Annotated in this window: 20 protein-coding genes and 2 pseudogenes; 13 read left to right on the forward strand and 9 right to left on the reverse strand. The window is 38.6% G+C overall.

Features of this window, described 5'->3' with window-relative positions:
- Window positions 1-164: 164 nt before the first annotated feature.
- From AAFX60_010640 to AAFX60_010655, 4 genes and pseudogenes are all read left to right on the forward strand, one after another.
- Window positions 165-512, forward strand: coding sequence for an ArsC family reductase (locus tag AAFX60_010640; GenBank protein XDF77161.1), 348 nt, complete (start codon window positions 165-167; stop codon window positions 510-512).
- Between the two features lie 33 nt (window positions 513-545).
- Window positions 546-1,679 (forward strand): succinyl-diaminopimelate desuccinylase, encoded by a 1,134-nt coding sequence (gene dapE, locus AAFX60_010645; GenBank protein ID XDF77162.1) that lies wholly within the window; start codon window positions 546-548, stop codon window positions 1,677-1,679.
- Window positions 1,680-1,737: 58 nt separating this feature from the next.
- Window positions 1,738-2,405: pseudogene (locus AAFX60_010650) on the forward strand (M15 family metallopeptidase).
- 2 nt (window positions 2,406-2,407) lie between these two features.
- Window positions 2,408-2,617: a DUF2897 family protein gene (locus tag AAFX60_010655; GenBank protein ID XDF77163.1), complete on the forward strand. Its 210-nt coding sequence runs from the start codon at window positions 2,408-2,410 to the stop codon at window positions 2,615-2,617.
- A 28-nt stretch (window positions 2,618-2,645) separates the two neighbouring features.
- Here the strand turns inward: AAFX60_010655 and bamC are convergent, their stop codons facing one another.
- Both bamC and dapA read right to left on the reverse strand, forming a co-directional pair.
- Window positions 2,646-3,698 (reverse strand): outer membrane protein assembly factor BamC, encoded by a 1,053-nt coding sequence (gene bamC / locus AAFX60_010660; protein XDF77164.1) that lies wholly within the window; start codon window positions 3,696-3,698, stop codon window positions 2,646-2,648.
- 11 nt (window positions 3,699-3,709) lie between these two features.
- Entirely contained in the window at window positions 3,710-4,591 is an 882-nt protein-coding gene (dapA, locus tag AAFX60_010665) for a 4-hydroxy-tetrahydrodipicolinate synthase (protein ID XDF77165.1), read from the reverse strand.
- Between the two features lie 271 nt (window positions 4,592-4,862).
- Between dapA and AAFX60_010670 the strand changes: the two genes are divergently transcribed.
- On the forward strand, window positions 4,863-5,390 hold the full coding sequence (locus AAFX60_010670; GenBank protein XDF77166.1) for a glycine cleavage system protein R: 528 nt from the start codon (window positions 4,863-4,865) through the stop codon (window positions 5,388-5,390).
- Window positions 5,391-5,491: 101 nt separating this feature from the next.
- Window positions 5,492-5,959, forward strand: coding sequence for a thioredoxin-dependent thiol peroxidase (gene bcp, locus AAFX60_010675; protein ID XDF78926.1), 468 nt, complete (start codon window positions 5,492-5,494; stop codon window positions 5,957-5,959).
- A gap of 57 nt (window positions 5,960-6,016) precedes the next feature.
- On the opposite strand, the pseudogene AAFX60_010680 reads toward bcp, so the two are convergent.
- A pseudogene (locus tag AAFX60_010680) lies at window positions 6,017-7,080 on the reverse strand (AI-2E family transporter).
- 8 nt (window positions 7,081-7,088) lie between these two features.
- Window positions 7,089-7,310 (reverse strand): sulfurtransferase TusA family protein, encoded by a 222-nt coding sequence (locus tag AAFX60_010685; protein XDF77167.1) that lies wholly within the window; start codon window positions 7,308-7,310, stop codon window positions 7,089-7,091.
- A gap of 158 nt (window positions 7,311-7,468) precedes the next feature.
- On the opposite strand from AAFX60_010685, the gene AAFX60_010690 reads away from it, so the two are divergent.
- The 3 genes from AAFX60_010690 to AAFX60_010700 all read left to right on the forward strand — a co-directional run bounded on the left by AAFX60_010690 (window position 7,469) and on the right by AAFX60_010700 (window position 9,782).
- Window positions 7,469-8,923 (forward strand): M48 family metallopeptidase, encoded by a 1,455-nt coding sequence (locus AAFX60_010690; protein ID XDF77168.1) that lies wholly within the window; start codon window positions 7,469-7,471, stop codon window positions 8,921-8,923.
- A gap of 15 nt (window positions 8,924-8,938) precedes the next feature.
- The gene (gene arsC / locus AAFX60_010695; GenBank protein ID XDF77169.1) at window positions 8,939-9,289 is read left to right on the forward strand and encodes an arsenate reductase (glutaredoxin); all 351 of its coding nucleotides are present in this window, start codon (window positions 8,939-8,941) and stop codon (window positions 9,287-9,289) included.
- Window positions 9,290-9,353: 64 nt separating this feature from the next.
- The gene (locus AAFX60_010700; protein ID XDF77170.1) at window positions 9,354-9,782 is read left to right on the forward strand and encodes a DUF2069 domain-containing protein; all 429 of its coding nucleotides are present in this window, start codon (window positions 9,354-9,356) and stop codon (window positions 9,780-9,782) included.
- Between the two features lie 75 nt (window positions 9,783-9,857).
- Here AAFX60_010700 and AAFX60_010705 read toward each other — a convergent pair whose 3' ends face one another.
- On the reverse strand, window positions 9,858-10,385 hold the full coding sequence (locus AAFX60_010705) for a hypothetical protein (protein ID XDF77171.1): 528 nt from the start codon (window positions 10,383-10,385) through the stop codon (window positions 9,858-9,860).
- Window positions 10,358-11,032, reverse strand: a complete 675-nt coding sequence (locus AAFX60_010710; GenBank protein ID XDF77172.1) for a DUF2066 domain-containing protein — start codon at window positions 11,030-11,032, stop codon at window positions 10,358-10,360. The genes AAFX60_010705 and AAFX60_010710 overlap by 28 nt, the downstream gene beginning before the upstream one ends.
- A gap of 206 nt (window positions 11,033-11,238) precedes the next feature.
- Here AAFX60_010710 and AAFX60_010715 point away from each other — a divergent pair, with 206 nt between their 5' ends.
- Window positions 11,239-12,489: a uracil-xanthine permease family protein gene (locus AAFX60_010715; GenBank protein XDF77173.1), complete on the forward strand. Its 1,251-nt coding sequence runs from the start codon at window positions 11,239-11,241 to the stop codon at window positions 12,487-12,489.
- Window positions 12,490-12,572: 83 nt separating this feature from the next.
- On the opposite strand, the gene upp is transcribed toward AAFX60_010715, so the two are convergent.
- Window positions 12,573-13,199: a uracil phosphoribosyltransferase gene (gene upp, locus AAFX60_010720; GenBank protein XDF77174.1), complete on the reverse strand. Its 627-nt coding sequence runs from the start codon at window positions 13,197-13,199 to the stop codon at window positions 12,573-12,575.
- A gap of 225 nt (window positions 13,200-13,424) precedes the next feature.
- Here upp and purM point away from each other — a divergent pair, with 225 nt between their 5' ends.
- Window positions 13,425-14,465 carry a phosphoribosylformylglycinamidine cyclo-ligase gene (gene purM, locus AAFX60_010725; GenBank protein XDF77175.1) on the forward strand — a complete coding sequence of 347 codons (1,041 nt, stop codon included), beginning with the start codon at window positions 13,425-13,427 and terminating at the stop codon, window positions 14,463-14,465.
- Between the two features lie 126 nt (window positions 14,466-14,591).
- Complete coding sequence (gene purN / locus AAFX60_010730) at window positions 14,592-15,230, forward strand: phosphoribosylglycinamide formyltransferase (GenBank protein XDF78927.1); 639 nt, start codon at window positions 14,592-14,594, stop codon at window positions 15,228-15,230.
- Between the two features lie 58 nt (window positions 15,231-15,288).
- Here purN and AAFX60_010735 read toward each other — a convergent pair whose 3' ends face one another.
- Together AAFX60_010735 and lpcA are read right to left on the reverse strand one after the other, a co-directional pair.
- Window positions 15,289-16,122 (reverse strand): class II glutamine amidotransferase, encoded by an 834-nt coding sequence (locus AAFX60_010735; protein ID XDF77176.1) that lies wholly within the window; start codon window positions 16,120-16,122, stop codon window positions 15,289-15,291.
- A 72-nt stretch (window positions 16,123-16,194) separates the two neighbouring features.
- A complete protein-coding gene (gene lpcA, locus AAFX60_010740) occupies window positions 16,195-16,776 on the reverse strand; it encodes a D-sedoheptulose 7-phosphate isomerase (protein XDF77177.1) in 582 nt (193 codons plus the stop codon).
- A gap of 342 nt (window positions 16,777-17,118) precedes the next feature.
- Between lpcA and fadE the strand changes: the two genes are divergently transcribed.
- Window positions 17,119-19,566 (forward strand): acyl-CoA dehydrogenase FadE, encoded by a 2,448-nt coding sequence (fadE, locus tag AAFX60_010745; GenBank protein XDF77178.1) that lies wholly within the window; start codon window positions 17,119-17,121, stop codon window positions 19,564-19,566.
- The last annotated feature ends 21 nt before the right edge of the window (window positions 19,567-19,587 follow it).

Genomic DNA, 19,587 nt, shown 5'->3' on the forward strand with positions numbered 1-19,587 from the left:
GTGTATGTGTTATTTCGTTTCTTTAAAATTTACCCGAAAAGAATGGCGAGTCACTTCAAATAATAATCAACAGATTACTAAATAACCGTCAAGACTGGCGTATTTGTTCAATAATCGTTATAACTAGACAATAATTAATAACATAACTAAAAATGAAGAAAGTCATGACTACAATCTACGGAATTAAAAACTGCGACACCATCAAGAAATGCAAAAAATGGCTTGAAGCAAATAACCTTACCTTTACTTATCACGATTATCGTACTGATGGTATTGATAAAGAGATGGTAACTACATTCGTAAAACAACTTGGTTGGGAAAATGTATTAAATAAACGTGGTACCACGTATCGCCAACTAACAGATGAACAAAAAGCATCTCTAAATGAAGAAACAGCAATCGAATTATTGCTAGAAATGCCAGCTATGATTAAACGCCCTGTACTTATTCATAATAATGAATATCACTTAGGCTTTAAGCCAGCTCAATACGAGACCTTGTTTGATATCTAATGCCATTAATAAAAAGAAGTAAAGGAATACAGAATGTCTGATACACCAACATTAGCTCTTGCTAAAGATTTACTAAGCCGCCAATCCATCACACCTGAAGATGCAGGTTGCCAAGAGCTAATGATTAAACGACTAGAAGCACTTGGTTTTACCATTGAAATTATGGTGTTTGAAGATACAACCAACTTTTGGGCTCGTCGAGGCAATGAAGCACCATTATTTACTTTTGCAGGACATACGGATGTTGTTCCTACAGGTGATTTAACGCATTGGAATACCAATCCATTTGAGCCAACAATCATTGATGGAATGCTCTACGCTCGTGGAGCAGCTGATATGAAGGGCTCTTTAGCTTGTATGGTGGTTGCCGTTGAACGTTTCGTCGCAGAGCACCCTAATCACAAAGGTTCAATTTCATTTTTAATCACATCCGATGAAGAAGGTCCATTTATTAATGGCACGACTCGTGTAGTGGATACCCTGCAAGAACGTAACGAAATCATTGATATGTGTATCGTAGGCGAACCATCAAGTACCGCTCATGTTGGTGATGTGGTTAAAAATGGACGTAGAGGCTCATTAACAGGTAATTTAACCGTTAAAGGGATTCAAGGGCATGTTGCTTATCCGCATATAGCTCGCAATCCAATTCACCAAGCGATGCCCGCTCTGTCAGAGCTAGCAACGACCGTTTGGGACAATGGCAATGATTATTTTCCACCAACAAGCTTTCAAATCCCAAATATGAATGGTGGCACAGGCGCTTCTAACGTTATTCCTGGCACAGTTGATATCATGTTTAACTTTAGATTCAGTACAGAATCAACAGTAGATGAGCTACAACAACGTGTCGTCGAAATTTTAGATAAGCATGATTTAGAATACGAACTAGATTGGATTATCAATGGCCTCCCTTTCCTAACTGATACTGGGGATTTATTAACAGCCGTTGTTAATGCTGTCGATACGGTTAATCAACAAAAACCACAATTATTAACGACAGGTGGTACGTCAGATGGGCGTTTTATTGCTCAAATGGGTTCCCAAGTTATAGAGCTTGGCCCTGTGAATGCGACCATCCATAAAGTAAATGAGTGCGTAAATGTAGAAGATTTAGAAAAGCTAACTGATATGTATCAAGAAGTCCTAAATAATCTACTAGCATAAGGATAAATTAGGGTTATGATGAGAGAGCTTTTGTTCTCTCATCTCTAATTGGTGCCCTATGACATATCAAGAACTTACTGGTCAATCATTTCAACACTTGTCAAAGTTATCACCACATCGTCAGCTTCACCACGATTGTATTCTTCCATTTAAAGCCTTATCAGATGCCGCGCATCAAGCAGGGTTCACTCTGACTATTGCAAGCAGCTTCCGTGACTTTGAACGTCAACTTCTCATTTGGAATAATAAGTTTTTAGGCATTCGCCCTATTTTAGATGATAACGGGCAAGAGCTTGACCCTAGCTCTCTCAATGATCTCGAAAAAATTCACTCCATTATGCGATGGTCTGCCCTTCCAGGTGCGAGCCGACACCACTGGGGAACAGAACTTGATGTTTATGCATCAAATACCTTACCCGAAGATGTACAATTACAACTTGAACCATGGGAATACAACACAGGGCATCAAGCAGAATTCAGTTCATGGTTAAATAAAAACGCCCCTAAATTTGGTTTTTTCTTTCCATATAAAACCGATAAAAAGGGGTTGCCATTGAACCTTGGCACATTAGCTATAAACAAAATAGCAATGCATATATGTCACAATTAACGCCTGAAATGTTACTTAAAGCATGGGAGGGTGTTGATCTGGCAGGAAAAGAGACCATCATTAAACACATAGATACATTATTTGTTCGCTATATAACAAACATAGACAAGGAGTAAATATGGAATGGTTAATGAACCCTTGGGTAATCATTGTTATTGTTTTAAGTGTTGTTATTGGTAACCTTGCGGCATTAAAAGCAACGGCTAATATGAAATTTGGTCAATCAAAAAAAATGAAAAACCTTCAAGAACAAGATGATATTGACGCTGAAAAACAAAACACGGTAGATAAAAAAGAAAATTCAGAACAAAAAAAAGACGCTCAATAACGAGCGTCTTTCTTCATCTTATTTTAGCTTATTCTTCATCTTGCTCAGTCTTAGGGGCGTTGTTTGATTTTTCAATCATCGCCGCTAACACAGGAACTAATGAATCTAACGTATCTTCATCAACAGGCTTACCACCGGCATCTGTTACGTTAATTGATGTTCTGTTGCCTAGGTCGCCAAGTAATAAGTTATAGGTACGGCCATCAAAAGACAGTGGCTTAGTGCCAATCTCTTCCCAGAATTCATCATCGGGTTCTTTGTACTTAACTTCGATTGTACCTTGAGAGCGATTTCTATCTTCTATTGTTAGTCCCATCATAGGCAATAACTCACCTAAGCGTTCCCAGAAAATATTGTATGGCGCACGAGCAATGATAACAGGTAATCCACTTCGGTCTTGTCCCATAGAAATAGGAATACGCTTAACTAACTCTTCCGCACGGATACGAGCTTCTTCACGTAACTGTTCATCATAAGCTGACGTCACTAAATTCGTCATCAAAATGTTATAACGCGCTTTGTTTGCAGGTGTCACTTCGGCTTGATTACCATCCACTTGCCAATCAATTAATAAGATTTGAAAGCCAGCACGATTGTTCTGATTTAGCTTGCTAATTTTATAACGAGCACCGAACTCATGATCTTCATCTTCAGAGCTCCATTTTAACCAGTCAGTTTCAATCTCTGAGGGCTCTTCTTTAACAATACCGATATCTTTCTTTTTCATTAAAGTTAATACCGTTTGCCAAAGCTTATCAACATCTTCTTGCTTAACAAGCCAAACCGTTACTTCTCCATTCTGCTCTTCAATACGAGCACCAGGAATAAGCTCAAGTACTTGTTGAGGTGGACGAATATCTACTTCTTTACCGATACCACCTGTAAACTCCCCCTTAGGAATATCGTATTGTGGGTAGAACTCAGGTTTAGCATCCGCTGGCTCTTGCCACTCAACCAAAGGAGGAGTTTCTAAATACTTAAAATCTTGTTTAGCTTGGCGACGCTCTGTTGGACTACTTGAACATGCTGATAAAACAGCAATCATTAATGATCCAACAACAAAGCGAGTCTTCACTTTCATTTTCTATCCTACTACTTCAACAAACCCGCACTTTTCAGCGCTTGCTCTACCGTTGGCTGTGCTGACAGACTTAATTCCGTTAATGGTAAACGAATATCCGAATGAGTAATCATACCTAAACGATGTGCCGCCCATTTAACCGGAATTGGGTTAGCTTCAACAAATAAATCATTATGTAACGGCATTAAACGTTGGTTAATGATTTCAGCTTCTTCAAACTTACCTTGAGCAGCTAAAGCAAACATGGTCGCCATGTCTTTTGCTGCAATGTTTGACGTTACAGAGATGACACCATGGCCACCCAATTTAACAAAATCAAGCGCAGTAGCATCATCACCACTTAGTTGGATAAAGTTTTCACCACAAAGTTCACGAGTAATCGCCACGCGGTCTAAATCACCTGTTGCATCTTTTAATGCAACAATGTTATCAAGCTCAGCAAGACGCGCGACCGTTTCAGGAAGAAGGTCTACTGCTGTACGTCCTGGTACATTATAAAGAATTTGAGGAATATCTGTTGCTTCAGAGATCGCTTTATAGTGCTGGAACAAACCTTCTTGAGTCGGTTTATTGTAATAAGGCGTAACACTTAAACAACCAGCAACACCAGAATCATGGAAAAGCTTACTAAATGTCACCGCTTCATGAGTTGCATTTGCACCCGTTCCTGCAATTACAGGAATTCGGCCATCAGCGAACTCAAGGGTCTTCATAACTAATTTGACATGCTCTTCTACACTTAATGTCGCTGATTCCCCTGTTGTACCAACAGCCACAATACCATTTGTGCCCGCTTTAATGTGGTAATCAACAAGGCTTTTTAAACTGTTGTAATCTACTTCACCATCAGTATCCAATGGTGTAACTAAAGCGACAATGCTACCTGAGAACATATCCTTCTCCCTTTCTATCTGCTGCTACAATATTGGCTCTGTTATTCAATTAACTTCATCGTAAAGAATCACCATCCTTGACCATGATGTGTTATCTGGTTTTCATCTTCTTACACAATGAGCAGAACCATTCAATCAATATAACTCAAGGATATTACATTAGAGCCTATGTTGTAGAGTCTTTTTTTTGACGATTGTTCACTATTGCTTGCTTATCACACAATCACTTGCGTGTTAGTATGTAGATATCTTTTTCAACAACGAGTTTTTTATGTCTCAATACCTTGTAATTACTGCGGTCGGCACAGACAGACCGGGTATATCGAATAAGGTGACTCGCCTTGTCACTGAGTCAAGCTGCAATATAGTAGATAGCCGTATCGCCTCATTTGGTAATGAGTTCACATTAATCATGTTGTTATCAGGTACAGCAAACGCTATCTCTCGAATTGAAAATACATTACCACTATTAGGTCAACAGCATGATCTAATTACCATGATGAAACGTACTTCACCTCATCAAGAAAAAGACATTTTCTATACCATTGACGCATTTATTGAATCAGAAGACCGTCCAGGATTGACTGAAAAATTTACCGATTTTCTTGCTAATCGAGATATCGATTTGAAAACACTCAGTGCTCAAACATTAAAAAAATCAGAAAATCAAAATACATTTCAGATCCAAATTACGGCCGAAATATTTAAAGAGTGCCATATCATTGAGATTCAAGAAGAATTTGAATCCTTATGCGCTTCATTAAATGTCAGTGGTAAAATCAATTTCTATAAAAATTAAAGGCAAATAGACCTAATACCATTCCGGATAAGTAGTTGAACAAGAAAGAATGAGCAACTAGCGATGTGGATTGGTATAAACCCATAAAAGGAAAGAGAATGATCACACCATTAGCAGCAGGCTCAACTGCACCCAATGTATCGCTTTTAGATCAAAATGGAGAAAGCGTCTCGATTTCTGATTTTAAAGGTAAGAAAGTACTGTTTTACTTTTACCCTAAAGCAATGACACCAGGATGTACCGTTCAAGCTCAAGGTCTTCGTGATATTAAATCAGAACTTGAAGCCCATAACGTAGTTACACTCGGTGTCAGTATTGACGCTGTAAAACGTCTTGGTAAATTTATCGAGCGTGATAATTTGAACTTCACTTTACTATCAGATGAAGATCATGCTGCTGCAGATGCATTTGGTGTTTGGGGTGAGAAAAAATTCATGGGTAAAGTGTACGATGGTTTACATCGCATCAGTTTTCTAATTAATGAGGAAGGTGTTATTGAGCACGTTTTCACTAAATTTAAGACCAAAGATCACCATGAAGTAGTATTAGATTATTTGAATAATAAATAATTTGAACTTATAAAAATTAAAGGCGATACCACGAGTATCGCCTTTTTTATTGCCGTATTAATAATTCGCTTCTATTTCTGTTGCAGGAAGCGCTTTCCAAACCGCTTTCACCAATGTTGCTAATGGAATTGCAAAAAAGACTCCCCAAAAGCCCCATAATCCACCAAAGACTAAAACAGAAACAATAATAGCCACAGGATGTAAATTAACCGCTTCAGAAAATAAAACGGGAACTAACACATTACCATCCAGAGCCTGAATGATGGCATAAGCTAACAATAACCAATAAAAATCTGGCGTTAACCCCCATTGGAATAGAGCAACAATCGCAATAGGAACCGTTACAGCCGCAGCGCCAATATAAGGAATAAGCACAGAAAACCCCACCATTACGGCTAGTAATAAGGCGTAACGTAAATCCATAATAAAGAAGGTTAAATAGCTGACAGTTCCTACAATTAAAATTTCGACGACTTTACCTCGAATGTAATTACTTATCTGTTCATTCATCTCCAACCACACTTTCGTCGCCAGACGACGATTTTTAGGTAAAAGATTACTCATAGTGCCAACCATCTCATCTTTATCTTTTAATAAGAAAAACACTAGCAGTGGTACAAGAATAAGATAAACACCAAGCGCTGCTAAACTTACTAATGATGATAGCGAGCCTTTGACTATGCTCTCTCCCATACCAAGAACTTTAACTCGTATTGTTTCTAATAGAGTCTCGATTGATTGAGGTTGAATAAATTCAGGGTAACGCTCAGGTAAACTTGATAAGAAACTATTTAAGCCATTAAACATGGATGGCACATCATTAATTAAATTACCTACTTGCGTCCAAATAGTCGGAACTAGGCCAAAACAGCCAATAACATAAGACTAATAAACAAGATAATAACCAGCATTACTGAGAGTACTCTTGGTAAACCAATACGAGTTAGTTTGGCAACAGGCCACTCTAATAAATACGCTAAGACTATGGCAACTAACAATGGCGCAATTAAGTGACCAAAAAAGTAAATAGTAATAAAGCCAACAATAAGGATAGCAGCCAAACTAACGGCATGAGGATCTGAAAAGCGGCGCTTATACCACTGGGTAACCATATCTAACATAACAATTTCTACTTTTTAATTACGGTTAAAAACGAATAAGCATCTGCATGCTCTAGGCGAACTTCAAATAACTGGCGTTCAAAATAAGCAATCATATCGGCTAAAGAAGCTTTGTCGACGACTTTAATTTGTAAGATTTCATTAGTCACCAAAGCCTGACTTGCTCTTTTAGCCAAAAGTAAAGACATTGGGCACCGATGTTGGGTTAAATCAAGGCTTTGGGTTTCCATTCCACAACTCTATATATATGATAGATTTCATTTAAGAGTATAAATCACATAATTAATACAAAAAAGAAACCTATTTTAATTTTGATACTCTTATTCGACAGGTTTACGTTATCATCAATTAATAGCAAAGTGTTATTAAAAGGATTTGTTAAAAATACATGTTCAAACTAAAAAAACTGGCCAATGGGTTACTTATTGCATCATTACTTACAAGCTCAATTCCGAGTTTTGCAAAAAATGATTTAAATTTACCTGATATTGGTACAACAGCGGCTTCCACCTTAACCATAGATCAAGAGTTAATTTATGGTGATGCTTATATGCGTATGCTACGAGCAAGCCAACCTGTTATTAATGATCCAGTTTTAGCTGAATATGTACAAGACTTAGGACATCGATTAGTCGCTAATGCCAATGATGTCAAAACGCCTTTTCACTTTTTTTTAATTAATAACAGAGAGATTAATGCATTTGCCTTCTTTGGTGGTTATGTCGCTCTTCATTCAGGGTTATTTTTGCATGCCCAAACAGAAAGTGAATTAGCTTCTGTCGTTGCTCACGAAATTGCACACATTACTCAGCGCCACTTAGCTCGTAGTATGGAAGAACAAGCTCGTCGCTCTCCAGCCACAGTCGCTGCTTTAGTTGGTTCATTATTACTTGCTATTGCTGCACCAGAAGCAGGGATTGCAGCTATTCACGCCACCACAGCAGGAGCGATGCAAAGCTCAATAAACTATACTCGAAGTAACGAAAAAGAAGCTGACCGATTTGGTATTGATACGCTTGCAAAATCAGGGTTTGACGTCTCTGCTATGCCTCGATTTTTTTCTCGTTTAGCAGACCAATATCGCTACGCAAGTACACCACCAGCAATGCTATTAACTCACCCATTACCAACATCTCGTATTACCGATAGTCGAGAACGAGCACAGCAATATCCAATGAGACGAGTTGATACATCATTACGTTACCATCTTGCACGTTCACGTATTGTAGCTCGATTTGCAGGTATTGATAGCAGTGCGTCCTTGGATTGGTTCGCTCGAAAATCCAAAACACACAATACCGACATAAAACAAGCATTAGAATATGGAAAAGCCTTGGTTTACATCGATTCAAAACAATACGACAAAGCGCAGCCATTAATAAATAAATTACTAAAAAACGATCCTTTAAATACGTTTTATATAGATGCAGCAACAGACTTAGATCTGTATACGAAGAAAAATGAACAAGCTCTAAAACGTTTAAAAGATGGGTTGGTACAACTTCCTAATAATCCAGTACTAACTATTAATTATGCACATGCATTAACAGAATCTAATAAACCTTCTGAAGCGGTGCGTGTATTACAACGCTATACACATGACCACCCAGATGACCCCACTGGATGGCAACTCCTTGCTAAGGCTTATCATGACAATGGTAGCTCTGATGGGGAACTCGCAGCTCGTGCTGAAGTATACGCTTTAAAAGGCATGTGGAACAAAGCATTAAATAATTATACTCAAGCCAGTCAACTAGTTGAGTATGGTAGTTTAGATCAAGCTAGATACGACGCAAGAATCGATCAGCTTCGTTTATCAAGAGAGCGTTTTAGCGCCTTATAATAGAAAGGAAAGTATATGTCTGTTGTTATTTATCATAACCCTCGTTGCTCAAAAAGCCGTGAAACCTTATCTCTTCTAGAAGAAAAAGGGATCACACCTGAAATCGTAAAATACTTAGATGAAGCACCAAGTATCGACATATTAAAAACGATTTTCGCTCAGCTAGGTTTTAGTTCTGTTCGCGATATGATGCGCACAAAAGAAGCGGAATACAAAGAGCAAGGTTTAGCAGAAGCATCGATTACTGATGAGCAATTATTCGAAGCTATGGTGGCAACACCGAAACTCATTGAACGTCCAATTGTTACAAACAACAATCAAGCAAGAATTGGACGCCCACCAGAGCAAGTGCTAGAGATTTTATAAGGAATACCAACCTAAGTAAGTAGCCACATACTTACTTAGGTTGACATAAAAACAAGGAATGAACATGGAATCAGTTGCAATGAGCGCAGAGACTAAGCGCTACCGTTTACTTGCTTTATTTTGTAATTTATCTCTACTTGGCTTTATTATCCTTTGGCATAGTCTACTTTCACCGCACCCTTTAATTAACTCATATGGCGTTACGATTGCTTGGGTCATTCCCATGCTATTCCCATTAAAAGGAATCATTGAAGGAAAGCCTTACACACATGCTTGGGCGAACTTTATTTTAATGTTCTATTTCCTACATGCGTTAACAATCTTATGGCTAGACGAAGGGGAACGCTACCTAGCGGCTATTGAATTGGTTTTAACCACAGGAGCCTTCTTAGGCAATATTTACTACGCTCGTCTAAGAGGCAAAGAATTAGGGTTAAAACTTAAACGTTTATCTGAAGTCGAAAAGCTAGAGAAAGAAAAGTTCACAGAATGAGACCAATCACAGTAAGAGATCAGAGATAGCGAAAGAAAAAAGGTGACTATGCAGTCACCTTTTTTATCATCAATATTATTTGCTGCTCAATTGATAAGCATGAATAACAGGCATTGTTTCTTCTGATTGTTCAGTTGTTTCAGATTCTTCAATAATAGGCTCTTCCATTGTTTGCTCTTCAGCAACAGGAGTAACTTGCTCTATTGCTGCATCATTAACATCAAGCTCTGCATTTTCAATCGCTTTATCTTCTTCAATTAGTTCAGGGATAAGGGAAAGCGCTTTATTTTTGTTTAGCAGCTCTTGGTTAAATTGCTCAAAATCACCAAGTAAGTTTAGCGTGTAAGTCACTTTATTGCCTTGAATCGTATCAACTTGAACACTTGCAACTGAATTTAATTGCTTAAGTTGTTTTTCAATCGTAAAGAATGCTCGTGTTGAATGAACTCCTTCAATTGAAATCATCTCAGACTGACTAACTACAGCCCCTAAATTTTTGGTGTATTTCTTGGCAAAGTAATCACTAACATTATTTACCATATCAGCAAGTTGAACCGCTCCAGATTCTCGACCTTCTAACGGTTTTGTTGATGTCGTAGGCAAATATTGTGGCGTAGTATCAAATAATGTCCAAGATGAACTATTACGCGCACTTTTACCACAAGAATAGCTTGAGGGTTATAACGTTCACTTGCATCAGCAATCGGCTTTTTAAAGTTACCCCATAAGTCTGGAATTTCAATTGATGTTACATCATCAAAATCACCAACAGGGAACATAACAGGCAATCCACGCTCATTTGCCGCTTCTTTAATTCGTGTAATTAACGAATTATTTGATTGCTCCCAAATGATGCTTCTTTGATAGTTATATTCATTAACAATCCAAACCAATACCGACTTACGAGGCGTTTCCCAAATACTTTGCTCAGATTGAGTCAGTAGGTTAAGTACCATTTTAGAATTATAACCAAGCTTCATAGCACGAGGGGCATTGTCATATTCAACAAAACTCATTTGTGTTACGTAGCGATCACTTTGTGTTAGCGCTTTTTTTATCACCTCATTTCGAGCAATATCAGTTTGCCCTGATACCTTGATAAGCACATTCACTAAACCTTCTTGTTTAGCAATATTTTCAGCTTTATCAGATCCTGTTAATTGCACTTCAGTATGATAAAGATCGTTTTGCTGTTGAGCAAAAACCGGTCCTACAACCATACACATTAATAAACACAAAATACGTAACATCAAACAACCTATAATTACTTTTATAATTTACCGCCGATAATAAGGGCTATCCCTTTATTCAGCAAGGAATTGAATTGACCAAGATCTAAATTTCATACCATTAGAGAGCAACTTTTATAAAAAGTTTTATTTTTTCACGACCGAAATCAAGATATTTTTATTTCTAATAATGATAGAATCCCTCAAATTCACTACTGGAAATGGAAATGCTTTATAATTTATTTCAGGGATTTCAAATGCTATTTGTTGCATTTGGTGCACTTGTGCTTGTCCCCCTCCTTACTGGCCTAGATCCCAATGTTGCTCTATTTGGTGCTGGTGTCGGTACCCTACTCTTTCAATTAGTTACACGTCGTTCTGTTCCTATCTTCCTCGCTTCTTCCTTTGCTTTTATCGCTCCAATTATCTACGGAACCCAAACATGGGGGATCCCAGCTACAATGGGTGGCCTAATGGTTGCAGGTTTAGTTTATGTCGCTTTGGGCGCTGTAATTAAAGTAAGAGGTGTGGCTTTTATCCATAAGTTACTGCCACCAGTTGTTGTTGGCCCAGTTATTATGGTAATTGGTTTAGGATTAGCACCAACAGCTGTAAATATGGCACTAGGTAAAACAGGCGATGGTGCTTATCAACTTGTTGATGGTCAATTAGCGATGTGGATTGCTGCGGCTTCATTATTTACTACGATTGCCGTTAGTGTTTTTGCAAAAGGTTTCTTTAAGCTTCTTCCAATTATTTCAGGCATCATAGTTGGCTACTCTCTTAGCCTTATCTTTGGTGTTGTTGATTTTACCCCAGTTCATCAAGCCGCTTGGTTTGCACTACCAAACTTCACTTTCCCTGAGTTCAACATTAATGCGATTCTGTTTATGATCCCAGTTGCAATTGCACCTGCTGTTGAACACGTTGGTGACATGCTTGCAATTTCAAACGTGACAGGGAAAGATTACCTTAAAAAACCAGGGTTACACCGCACTATCACAGGCGACGGTATTGCAACAATGGCCGCTTCTTTCATTGGTGCGCCACCAAATACAACATACAGTGAAGTGACCGGCGCCGTAATGCTGACTAAAGCTTTTAACCCTGTAATCATGACATGGGCAGCTGTGTGCGCCATTGTTCTTGCGTTAGTTGGTAAATTAGGTGCAATGCTACAAACCATTCCAGTTCCTGTGATGGGTGGAATTATGATCTTATTATTTGGTTCTATTGCAACAGTAGGTCTAAATACGTTGATTAAAAACCAAGTTGACTTGCATAAGGCTCGTAACCTTACGATTGTTGGTGTAACGCTTGTTTTCGGTATTGGTGGTATGGCTGTAGGTATTGGTGACTTCAACCTTCAAGGTGTAAGTCTTTGCGGTATCGTTGCTATTACTCTGAATTTAATTCTTCCAAATGACTTAGGTGAAAGCCACGTTGTTAATAATGCACAAATGGAAGAAGATAAATAGATTAAGGGTCTAGATAATAAAAAGGCTTGATGATTAATTCATCAAGCCTTTTTTAATTCTTCATTTCTAGTGTCTAAACTAAATTATTTAGTACCGAAGATCTTATCACCAGCATCGCCTAGACCAGGTACGATGTAACCTTTGTCATTTAGCTTCTCATCAATAGCTGCTGTGTAAAGCTCTACATCTGGGTGCGCTTTTTCTAATGCTTCAATACCTTCTGGAGCAGCAACAAGCACAAGAACTTTAAAGTGCTTACAACCTTTCTCTTTAAGAAGATCCAGAGTTGCAATCATAGAACCGCCAGTTGCTAACATTGGGTCAACAACAAGAGCAATACGCTCATCGATGTTAGAAGCCAATTTGTTGAAGTATGGTACAGGTTCTAGTGTTTCTTCGTCACGGTAAATACCAACAACACTGATACGTGCGCTTGGGATATGCTCAAGAACGCCATCCATCATACCAAGACCAGCACGAAGAATTGGAACAACAGTTACTTTTTTACCTTTAATTTGGTCAACTTCAACAGGGCCATTCCAGCCGTTGATAGTTACTTTTTCTGTTTCAAAATCTGATGTTGCTTCATAAGTAAGTAGGCTACCTACTTCCGTTGCTAATTCACGAAAACGTTTAGTACTGATCTCGCCTTCGCGCATTAAACCAATTTTATGTTTTATTAGCGGGTGTTTTACTTCAACAACTTTCATTTCTGACTCCAGATACATTAATCAAACCTTCTAATTATACATACTTTTTCATTAAAAAATTAAGTTATATGAAAATAATTCACTAGCATTGAAATCGTTTACCGAGTTTATTATTTTTTATTACAAAAATTATGCAAAATTCCTTACGCAAACGTTTCCCTTTTTACATTGTGCTGTTAGAATGGCGCGGATTTTTGAAATCCAACCTATGGCGAGGACACCTCCGTGAGCGACAACAAAACTTCTCTTAGCTACAAAGATGCTGGCGTAGACATTGATGCTGGTAATGCACTTGTTGATCGAATTAAAGGCGTAGTAAAACGCACTCGTCGTCCAGAAGTAATGGGCGGCATTGGTGGTTTTGGTGCGTTATGTGAACTTCCGACGAAATACAAGCAACCACTTTTAGTTTCTGGTACCGATGGCGTAGGTACAAAACTTCGTCTAGCGCTCGATTTAAATAAGCACGATACCATTGGTATTGACTTAGTTGCGATGTGTGTAAATGACCTAATTGTTCAAGGTGCTGAGCCACTTTTCTTCCTTGATTACTATGCAACAGGCAAACTTGATGTTGATGTTGCTGCTGAAGTAGTTACAGGCATTGGTGAAGGCTGTATTCAAGCTGGTTGTGCATTGATTGGTGGTGAAACCGCTGAAATGCCAGGTATGTATGAAGGCGAAGATTACGATGTTGCAGGCTTCTGTGTTGGTGTTGTAGAAAAAGAAGACGTTATTGACGGAACTAAAGTTGCCGCTGGTGACGCTCTTATCGCTGTAGGTTCAAGTGGCCCACACTCAAACGGTTACTCATTAATTCGTAAGATCCTTGAAGTATCAAATGCTGATCTTAACGAAGAGTTAAATGGCAAAACTATTGCTGCTCACCTAATTGAGCCAACGAAAATCTATATTAAATCAGCGCTTAAGATGATTGCTGAGCATGATATTCATGCTATCTCACACATCACTGGCGGTGGTTTCTGGGAAAATATTCCACGCGTTTTACCACAAGGCACAAAAGCTGTCGTAGATGGTAACAGCTGGGAATGGCCTGCTATTTTCAACTGGTTACAAGAAAAAGGTAACGTTGATACCTACGAAATGTACCGCACTTTCAACTGTGGTGTAGGTCTTGTTGTTGCACTTCCAAAAGATCAAGCAGAACAAGCGGTTGCTTTATTAAATGCTGAAGGTGAAAACGCTTGGGTTATCGGCGAAATTGCAGCAGCAGAGCAAGGCGAAGAACAAGTAGAGATCCGTTAATCGTTCTTTAAACTTTGACTTAGTTCATAAAGAAAAAATAAAAGGTGATCATTTTATCGATCACCTTTTTTATAGCTATTATTTATGTTCGAATAGTTCTCATTACAAATTAAAAAGATAGGTATGATGAAGAATATTGTTGTTTTAGTTTCAGGTAATGGCAGCAACTTACAAGCCTTTATTGATGCTTGTGGCAATAAAATCCCTAATGCACGTATCGCTGCTGTTATTTCTAACAAAAGTGACGCTTACGGATTACAGAGAGCCATTGATGCTGATATTAATGTGCATTCTTTAAATGCCAAAACATATGATAGTCGTGAGCTATATGATGATGCTCTAGCTACTCTAATCGACCTCCACAAACCCGATGTCATTATCCTTGCTGGATTCATGCGAATTTTAAGTGAAGCATTTGTCACTCGATACCAAGGAAAAATGCTCAATATCCACCCTTCTCTTTTGCCAAAATACACAGGATTACATACTCATCAACGTGCTATTGATGCTGGAGATAAAGAGCATGGAACAAGTGTGCATTTTGTCACTCCAGAATTAGATGGTGGACCTGTTATCCTTCAAGCTAAAGTTCCTATCTTTGAAAACGATAATGCAGAAGATGTAGCATCTCGTGTACAAGCCCAAGAACATGTCATTTACCCTATGGTAGCGAATTGGTTGGTAGAAGAAAGATTAACCATGGTCGATGGGAAAGCGATTCTTGATGGTACCGAATTAGGTCTATCCGGTTTAGAGACAGAATAGATACAAAAAAGCCGCTTAAATAACTAAGCGGCTTTTTAAGTTCTACGTACTTTTAATGCTAAAGAGCACTATTTACTGGACACTCAGATGGAGGTGGTGCCATATCAGGAACCGTATCGTGGTTTCCTGCACTTAGCTCTCCAAAGTGAAACAACGCATACTCACCGACTTTCATTTTACGCCACTCTTCATTATCCGTCAGAGGTTGCGTAGCTATAATCGAAACAACATCGTTTGGGGTTGTCTCTTTATGAAAATCAATCGTTACGTCTTCATCAATTAAGGAGGCTTGACCGAAAGGTGCTCTTCGAGTTATCCAATGCAAATTATTTGAACAGTAAGTCATCACATACTCACCATCACTTAATAGCATATTGAATACCCCTAAGCTTCTTAAATGATCACTACACTCAGAAACAAACTCAAACATCAGCATCATATCTTGAGGAGGTTCAGGATACTTATCTTCTAATTGATTTAATAACCAACAAAAAGCACGTTCACTGTCTGTCTCACCAACAGGTCGAAAACGTCCTGTAGATAATTGGTCGAACCCCGTTAGCTGACCATTGTGAGCAAACGTCCAATACTTCCCCCATAACTCACGAGTAAAAGGGTGTGTATTTTCAAGGTTTACATCACCTCGGTTCGCTTGCCTAATGTGACTGACTACCGCTTTACTCTTAATAGGGTAATCTTGAACAAGTTCAGCTATTTTTGAATGACAACTTGGCGTAGGGTCTTTAAATGTACGAAATCCTTTCCCTTCATAAAAAGTAATTCCCCAACCATCACGGTGTGGTCCTGTATTACCACCACGCTGAACTAATCCTTTAAAACTAAAACAAATATCTGTTGGTACATTAGCACTCATTCCGAGCAGTTCACACATACTTGCGTTACTCCTTTATGCGCAAAATAGCCTATCTCAATATATAAATATCAAGATAGGCTGCAAGATAGATTATGCTTCCATCTCTTTTTCAATCAATTGAATCACAATGTGGATAATTTTAATGTGAATCTCTTGAATACGATCTGCGTAACCAAAATGTGGTACACGGATTTCAACATCCGCAAGACCCGCCATTTTACCGCCATCTTTACCCGTTAATGCAATTGTCTTCATGCCTTTTTCTTTTGCGGCTTCAATTGCTTTAATAATATTGCCTGAGTTACCTGATGTAGATAAACCAAACAATACATCACCTTTTGAACCAACCGCTTGTGTATAACGAGAAAAGACATGGTCATAGCCAAAGTCATTACTTACACAAGATAAATGGCTAGGATCTGAAATCGCAATACCAGGGTATCCTGGGCGATTTTCACGGTAGCGACCTGTTAACTCTTCAGCAAAGTGCATTGCATCACAGTGTGAACCACCATTACCACAAGACAGTACTTTACCACCTTGTTTAAATGAATCAGCAATCGTTTTAGCAGCTAGCTCAATTTGAGCAATGTTTTTATCATCAGCTAAAAAGTCATTCAGTACTTGAGCGGCTTCTGTTAATTCAGAACGGATCAGATCTTGATAAGACATAGGATACTCTCTTTTATTATTTTCCCTAATTGGGGCTAATCTCAGTGTACCTATCCCCTTTTATCTTTAAAAGAGATTCACTCTATATTTCTTCTCTCTTCTCCAAAAATATCACTCTTTCCCCTGCAAAAAAGCAGATATCACTCACTGAAAAATGAATATTGTTTATTAATTACTCAACCTAGATCACTTTTTAATCACGAGCGTTATTTACTTTTTATTAACATTAGAGCTACACTTAATTTAACTGGTTAGACCTCTTACCTAAATAATAAATTTACGACATGTAATCGTAATACCTCTGTTCCTACAAACAGAGCAGCGCCGGAAAAGGAGAATCACATGGCCCTGACACTATTAGCAACAGTAATTGCACTTGCTGCATTAAGCTATCATCGACAATCTTTGAAAACCTCAACCTTGGTTATTGCAGGTATTCTTGCCATTAGCTCTGGGTTAGGTTACGCAGGTTTTATTTCTTGGGCTGTCTTTTTACTGGTTTCAGTTCCCCTAAATATTCCTTCAATTCGACAATCTCTATTCAGTAATAAAGCACTTTCTCTATTCAAAGGCGTTATGCCGGAGATGTCACAAACCGAAAAAGATGCGATTGAAGCCGGTACAGTTTGGTGGGAAGCCGAATTATTTAAAGGTAACCCTGATTGGAAATTTCTTCATGGTATCCCTAAAAATACGCTATCAGATGAAGAACAAGCTTTTATGGATGGTCCAGTAACAGAAGTGTGTCGTATGGTTAATGACTATGAAGTCACCCATGAGCTTGCCGATCTTCCACCAGAAGTATGGCAATACCTAAAAGATCATAAATTCTTTGCTATGATCATTAAAAAGAAATATGGCGGCTTAGAATTTTCTGCTTACGCTCAGTCTTGCGTACTTCAAAAATTAACTAGCGTATCTGGCGTACTCTCTATCACTGTCGGTGTTCCTAATTCATTAGGTCCTGGTGAGTTATTACAACATTACGGTACAGAGGAACAAAAAAACTATTATTTACCTCGCTTAGCTGAAGGCAAAGAGATCCCATGTTTTGCACTAACAAGTCCAGAAGCTGGTTCTGATGCTGGCTCGATTCCTGACTATGGTGTTGTGACTAAAGGCATGTGGGAAGGTGAAGAAGTCGTAGGTATGCGTATTACTTGGAACAAACGCTATATCACACTCGCCCCTGTCGCTACCGTTTTAGGTTTAGCTTTCAAACTTCAAGATCCAGATGGTTTACTTGGTGATAAAAAAGATCTTGGTATTACTTGTGCTCTTATCCCGACGGATTTAGATGGTGTTAAAATTGGCCGTCGTCATTTCCCATTAAACGTACCATTCCAAAATGGTCCAACTCAAGGTAACGATCTATTTGTTCCGCTGGATTACATTATTGGTGGAGAAAAAATGGCAGGACATGGCTGGCGTATGCTAGTGGAATGCTTGTCGGTTGGTCGTGGTATTACACTGCCATCTAATGCCACAGGTGGAGCGAAAACAGCAGCACTTGCAACAGGTGCTTACGCTCGCATTCGTCGTCAATTTAAGCTTCCTATTGGTAAAATGGAAGGTATTGAAGAACCATTAGCACGTATGGCAGGTAATGCTTATATGATGGACGCTGCGAGTAACTTAACCGTTGCAGGTATTGTTCAAGGCGAAAAACCATCTGTTATCTCTGCAATTGTGAAATACCACTGTACACATCGAGCTCAGCGTGTCGCTATTGATGGAATGGATATTTCAGGTGGTAAAGGGATCTGTTTAGGTAATTCCAACTTCTTAGCTCGAGGCTATCAAGGTTCACCGATCGCTGTCACTGTTGAGGGAGCAAACATTCTTACTCGTTCAATGATCATTTATGGCCAAGGAGCTATTCGTTGTCACCCTTATGTACTTGCTGAAATGGATGCCGCTTATCTTGATGATAAAAAAGCATCATTAGAACAATTCGATTCCGCAGTCTTTGGACATATTGGTTTTGGTATCAGTAATTTCGTTCGCAGTTTCTGGCTTGGCTTAACGGATGGTTATGGCTCGAAAACACCATTTAATGATGAAACTAAACGTTATTACCAACAAGTAAACCGATACAGTACAAACCTTGCTTTACTGTCTGATATTTCAATGGCTGTATTAGGAGGAAGTTTAAAACGTCGTGAACGTATGTCTGCACGTCTTGGGGATGTATTAAGTCAACTTTATTTAACAACATCAACATTAAAACGTTTTGATGATGATGGTCGTCAAAAAGAAGATTTAGCTCTGGTTCATTGGAGTGTTCAAGATTCTCTGCATCAAGCAGAACAAGCGATTGATGGATTACTGTTTAACTTTCCAAATCGATTTGTTGCTGGTGCGATGCGCTTTATTCTATTACCAACCGGGCTTCGTCGTCAGAAACCAAGTGACAAACTTGACCATAAATTAGCGCGTATTCTTCAAGAACCGTCAGGCGTTCGTAGTCGAATTGGTCGAGGGTTATTCTTGGAAGCAAGTCGCTTTAACCCTGTAGGAAAAATGGAAGAAGCATTAATTGATATTTTAACTGCTGAACCAATTTATGACCGCGTATGCAAAGAGTCTAAGCAACGTTTACCATTTATGCAGCTTGATCGCGTGGCGAAAGTTGGATTAGAACTCAATATAATTTCTGATAAAGAAGCGCTGTTATTACGTAAAGCAGAGAAAAGTCGATTAGCAACCATCAACGTTGATGATTTTGACCCAAGCGAACTTATCGTAAAACCACAAAACCACAGTGTTGAGCACAGTAAAATTGCATAACCCTTAAAATCAAAAAAGGCC

Origin of the sequence: Aliivibrio fischeri (assembly GCA_038993745.2) — a bacterium.
GTDB classification, from domain to species: domain Bacteria; phylum Pseudomonadota; class Gammaproteobacteria; order Enterobacterales; family Vibrionaceae; genus Aliivibrio; species Aliivibrio fischeri_B.

Excerpts from the sequence above, each read along its gene's own strand:
- AAFX60_010690 (XDF77168.1), top strand. The coding sequence starts at position 7,469 with ATGTTCAAACTAAAAAAACTGGCCAATGGGTTACTTATTGCATCATTA.
- upp (XDF77174.1), bottom strand. The coding sequence starts at position 13,199 with ATGAAAGTTGTTGAAGTAAAACACCCGCTAATAAAACATAAAATTGGT.
- AAFX60_010640 (XDF77161.1), top strand. The coding sequence starts at position 165 with ATGACTACAATCTACGGAATTAAAAACTGCGACACCATCAAGAAATGC.
- bamC (XDF77164.1), bottom strand. The coding sequence starts at position 3,698 with ATGAAAGTGAAGACTCGCTTTGTTGTTGGATCATTAATGATTGCTGTT.
- AAFX60_010715 (XDF77173.1), top strand. The coding sequence starts at position 11,239 with ATGCTTTATAATTTATTTCAGGGATTTCAAATGCTATTTGTTGCATTT.
- AAFX60_010670 (XDF77166.1), top strand. The coding sequence starts at position 4,863 with ATGTCTCAATACCTTGTAATTACTGCGGTCGGCACAGACAGACCGGGT.
- dapE (XDF77162.1), top strand. The coding sequence starts at position 546 with ATGTCTGATACACCAACATTAGCTCTTGCTAAAGATTTACTAAGCCGC.
- purN (XDF78927.1), top strand. The coding sequence starts at position 14,592 with ATGAAGAATATTGTTGTTTTAGTTTCAGGTAATGGCAGCAACTTACAA.
- arsC (XDF77169.1), top strand. The coding sequence starts at position 8,939 with ATGTCTGTTGTTATTTATCATAACCCTCGTTGCTCAAAAAGCCGTGAA.
- AAFX60_010700 (XDF77170.1), top strand. The coding sequence starts at position 9,354 with ATGGAATCAGTTGCAATGAGCGCAGAGACTAAGCGCTACCGTTTACTT.
- AAFX60_010710 (XDF77172.1), bottom strand. The coding sequence starts at position 11,032 with ATGTTACGTATTTTGTGTTTATTAATGTGTATGGTTGTAGGACCGGTT.
- AAFX60_010655 (XDF77163.1), top strand. The coding sequence starts at position 2,408 with ATGGAATGGTTAATGAACCCTTGGGTAATCATTGTTATTGTTTTAAGT.
- fadE (XDF77178.1), top strand. The coding sequence starts at position 17,119 with ATGGCCCTGACACTATTAGCAACAGTAATTGCACTTGCTGCATTAAGC.
- AAFX60_010735 (XDF77176.1), bottom strand. The coding sequence starts at position 16,122 with ATGTGTGAACTGCTCGGAATGAGTGCTAATGTACCAACAGATATTTGT.
- AAFX60_010685 (XDF77167.1), bottom strand. The coding sequence starts at position 7,310 with ATGGAAACCCAAAGCCTTGATTTAACCCAACATCGGTGCCCAATGTCT.
- lpcA (XDF77177.1), bottom strand. The coding sequence starts at position 16,776 with ATGTCTTATCAAGATCTGATCCGTTCTGAATTAACAGAAGCCGCTCAA.
- dapA (XDF77165.1), bottom strand. The coding sequence starts at position 4,591 with ATGTTCTCAGGTAGCATTGTCGCTTTAGTTACACCATTGGATACTGAT.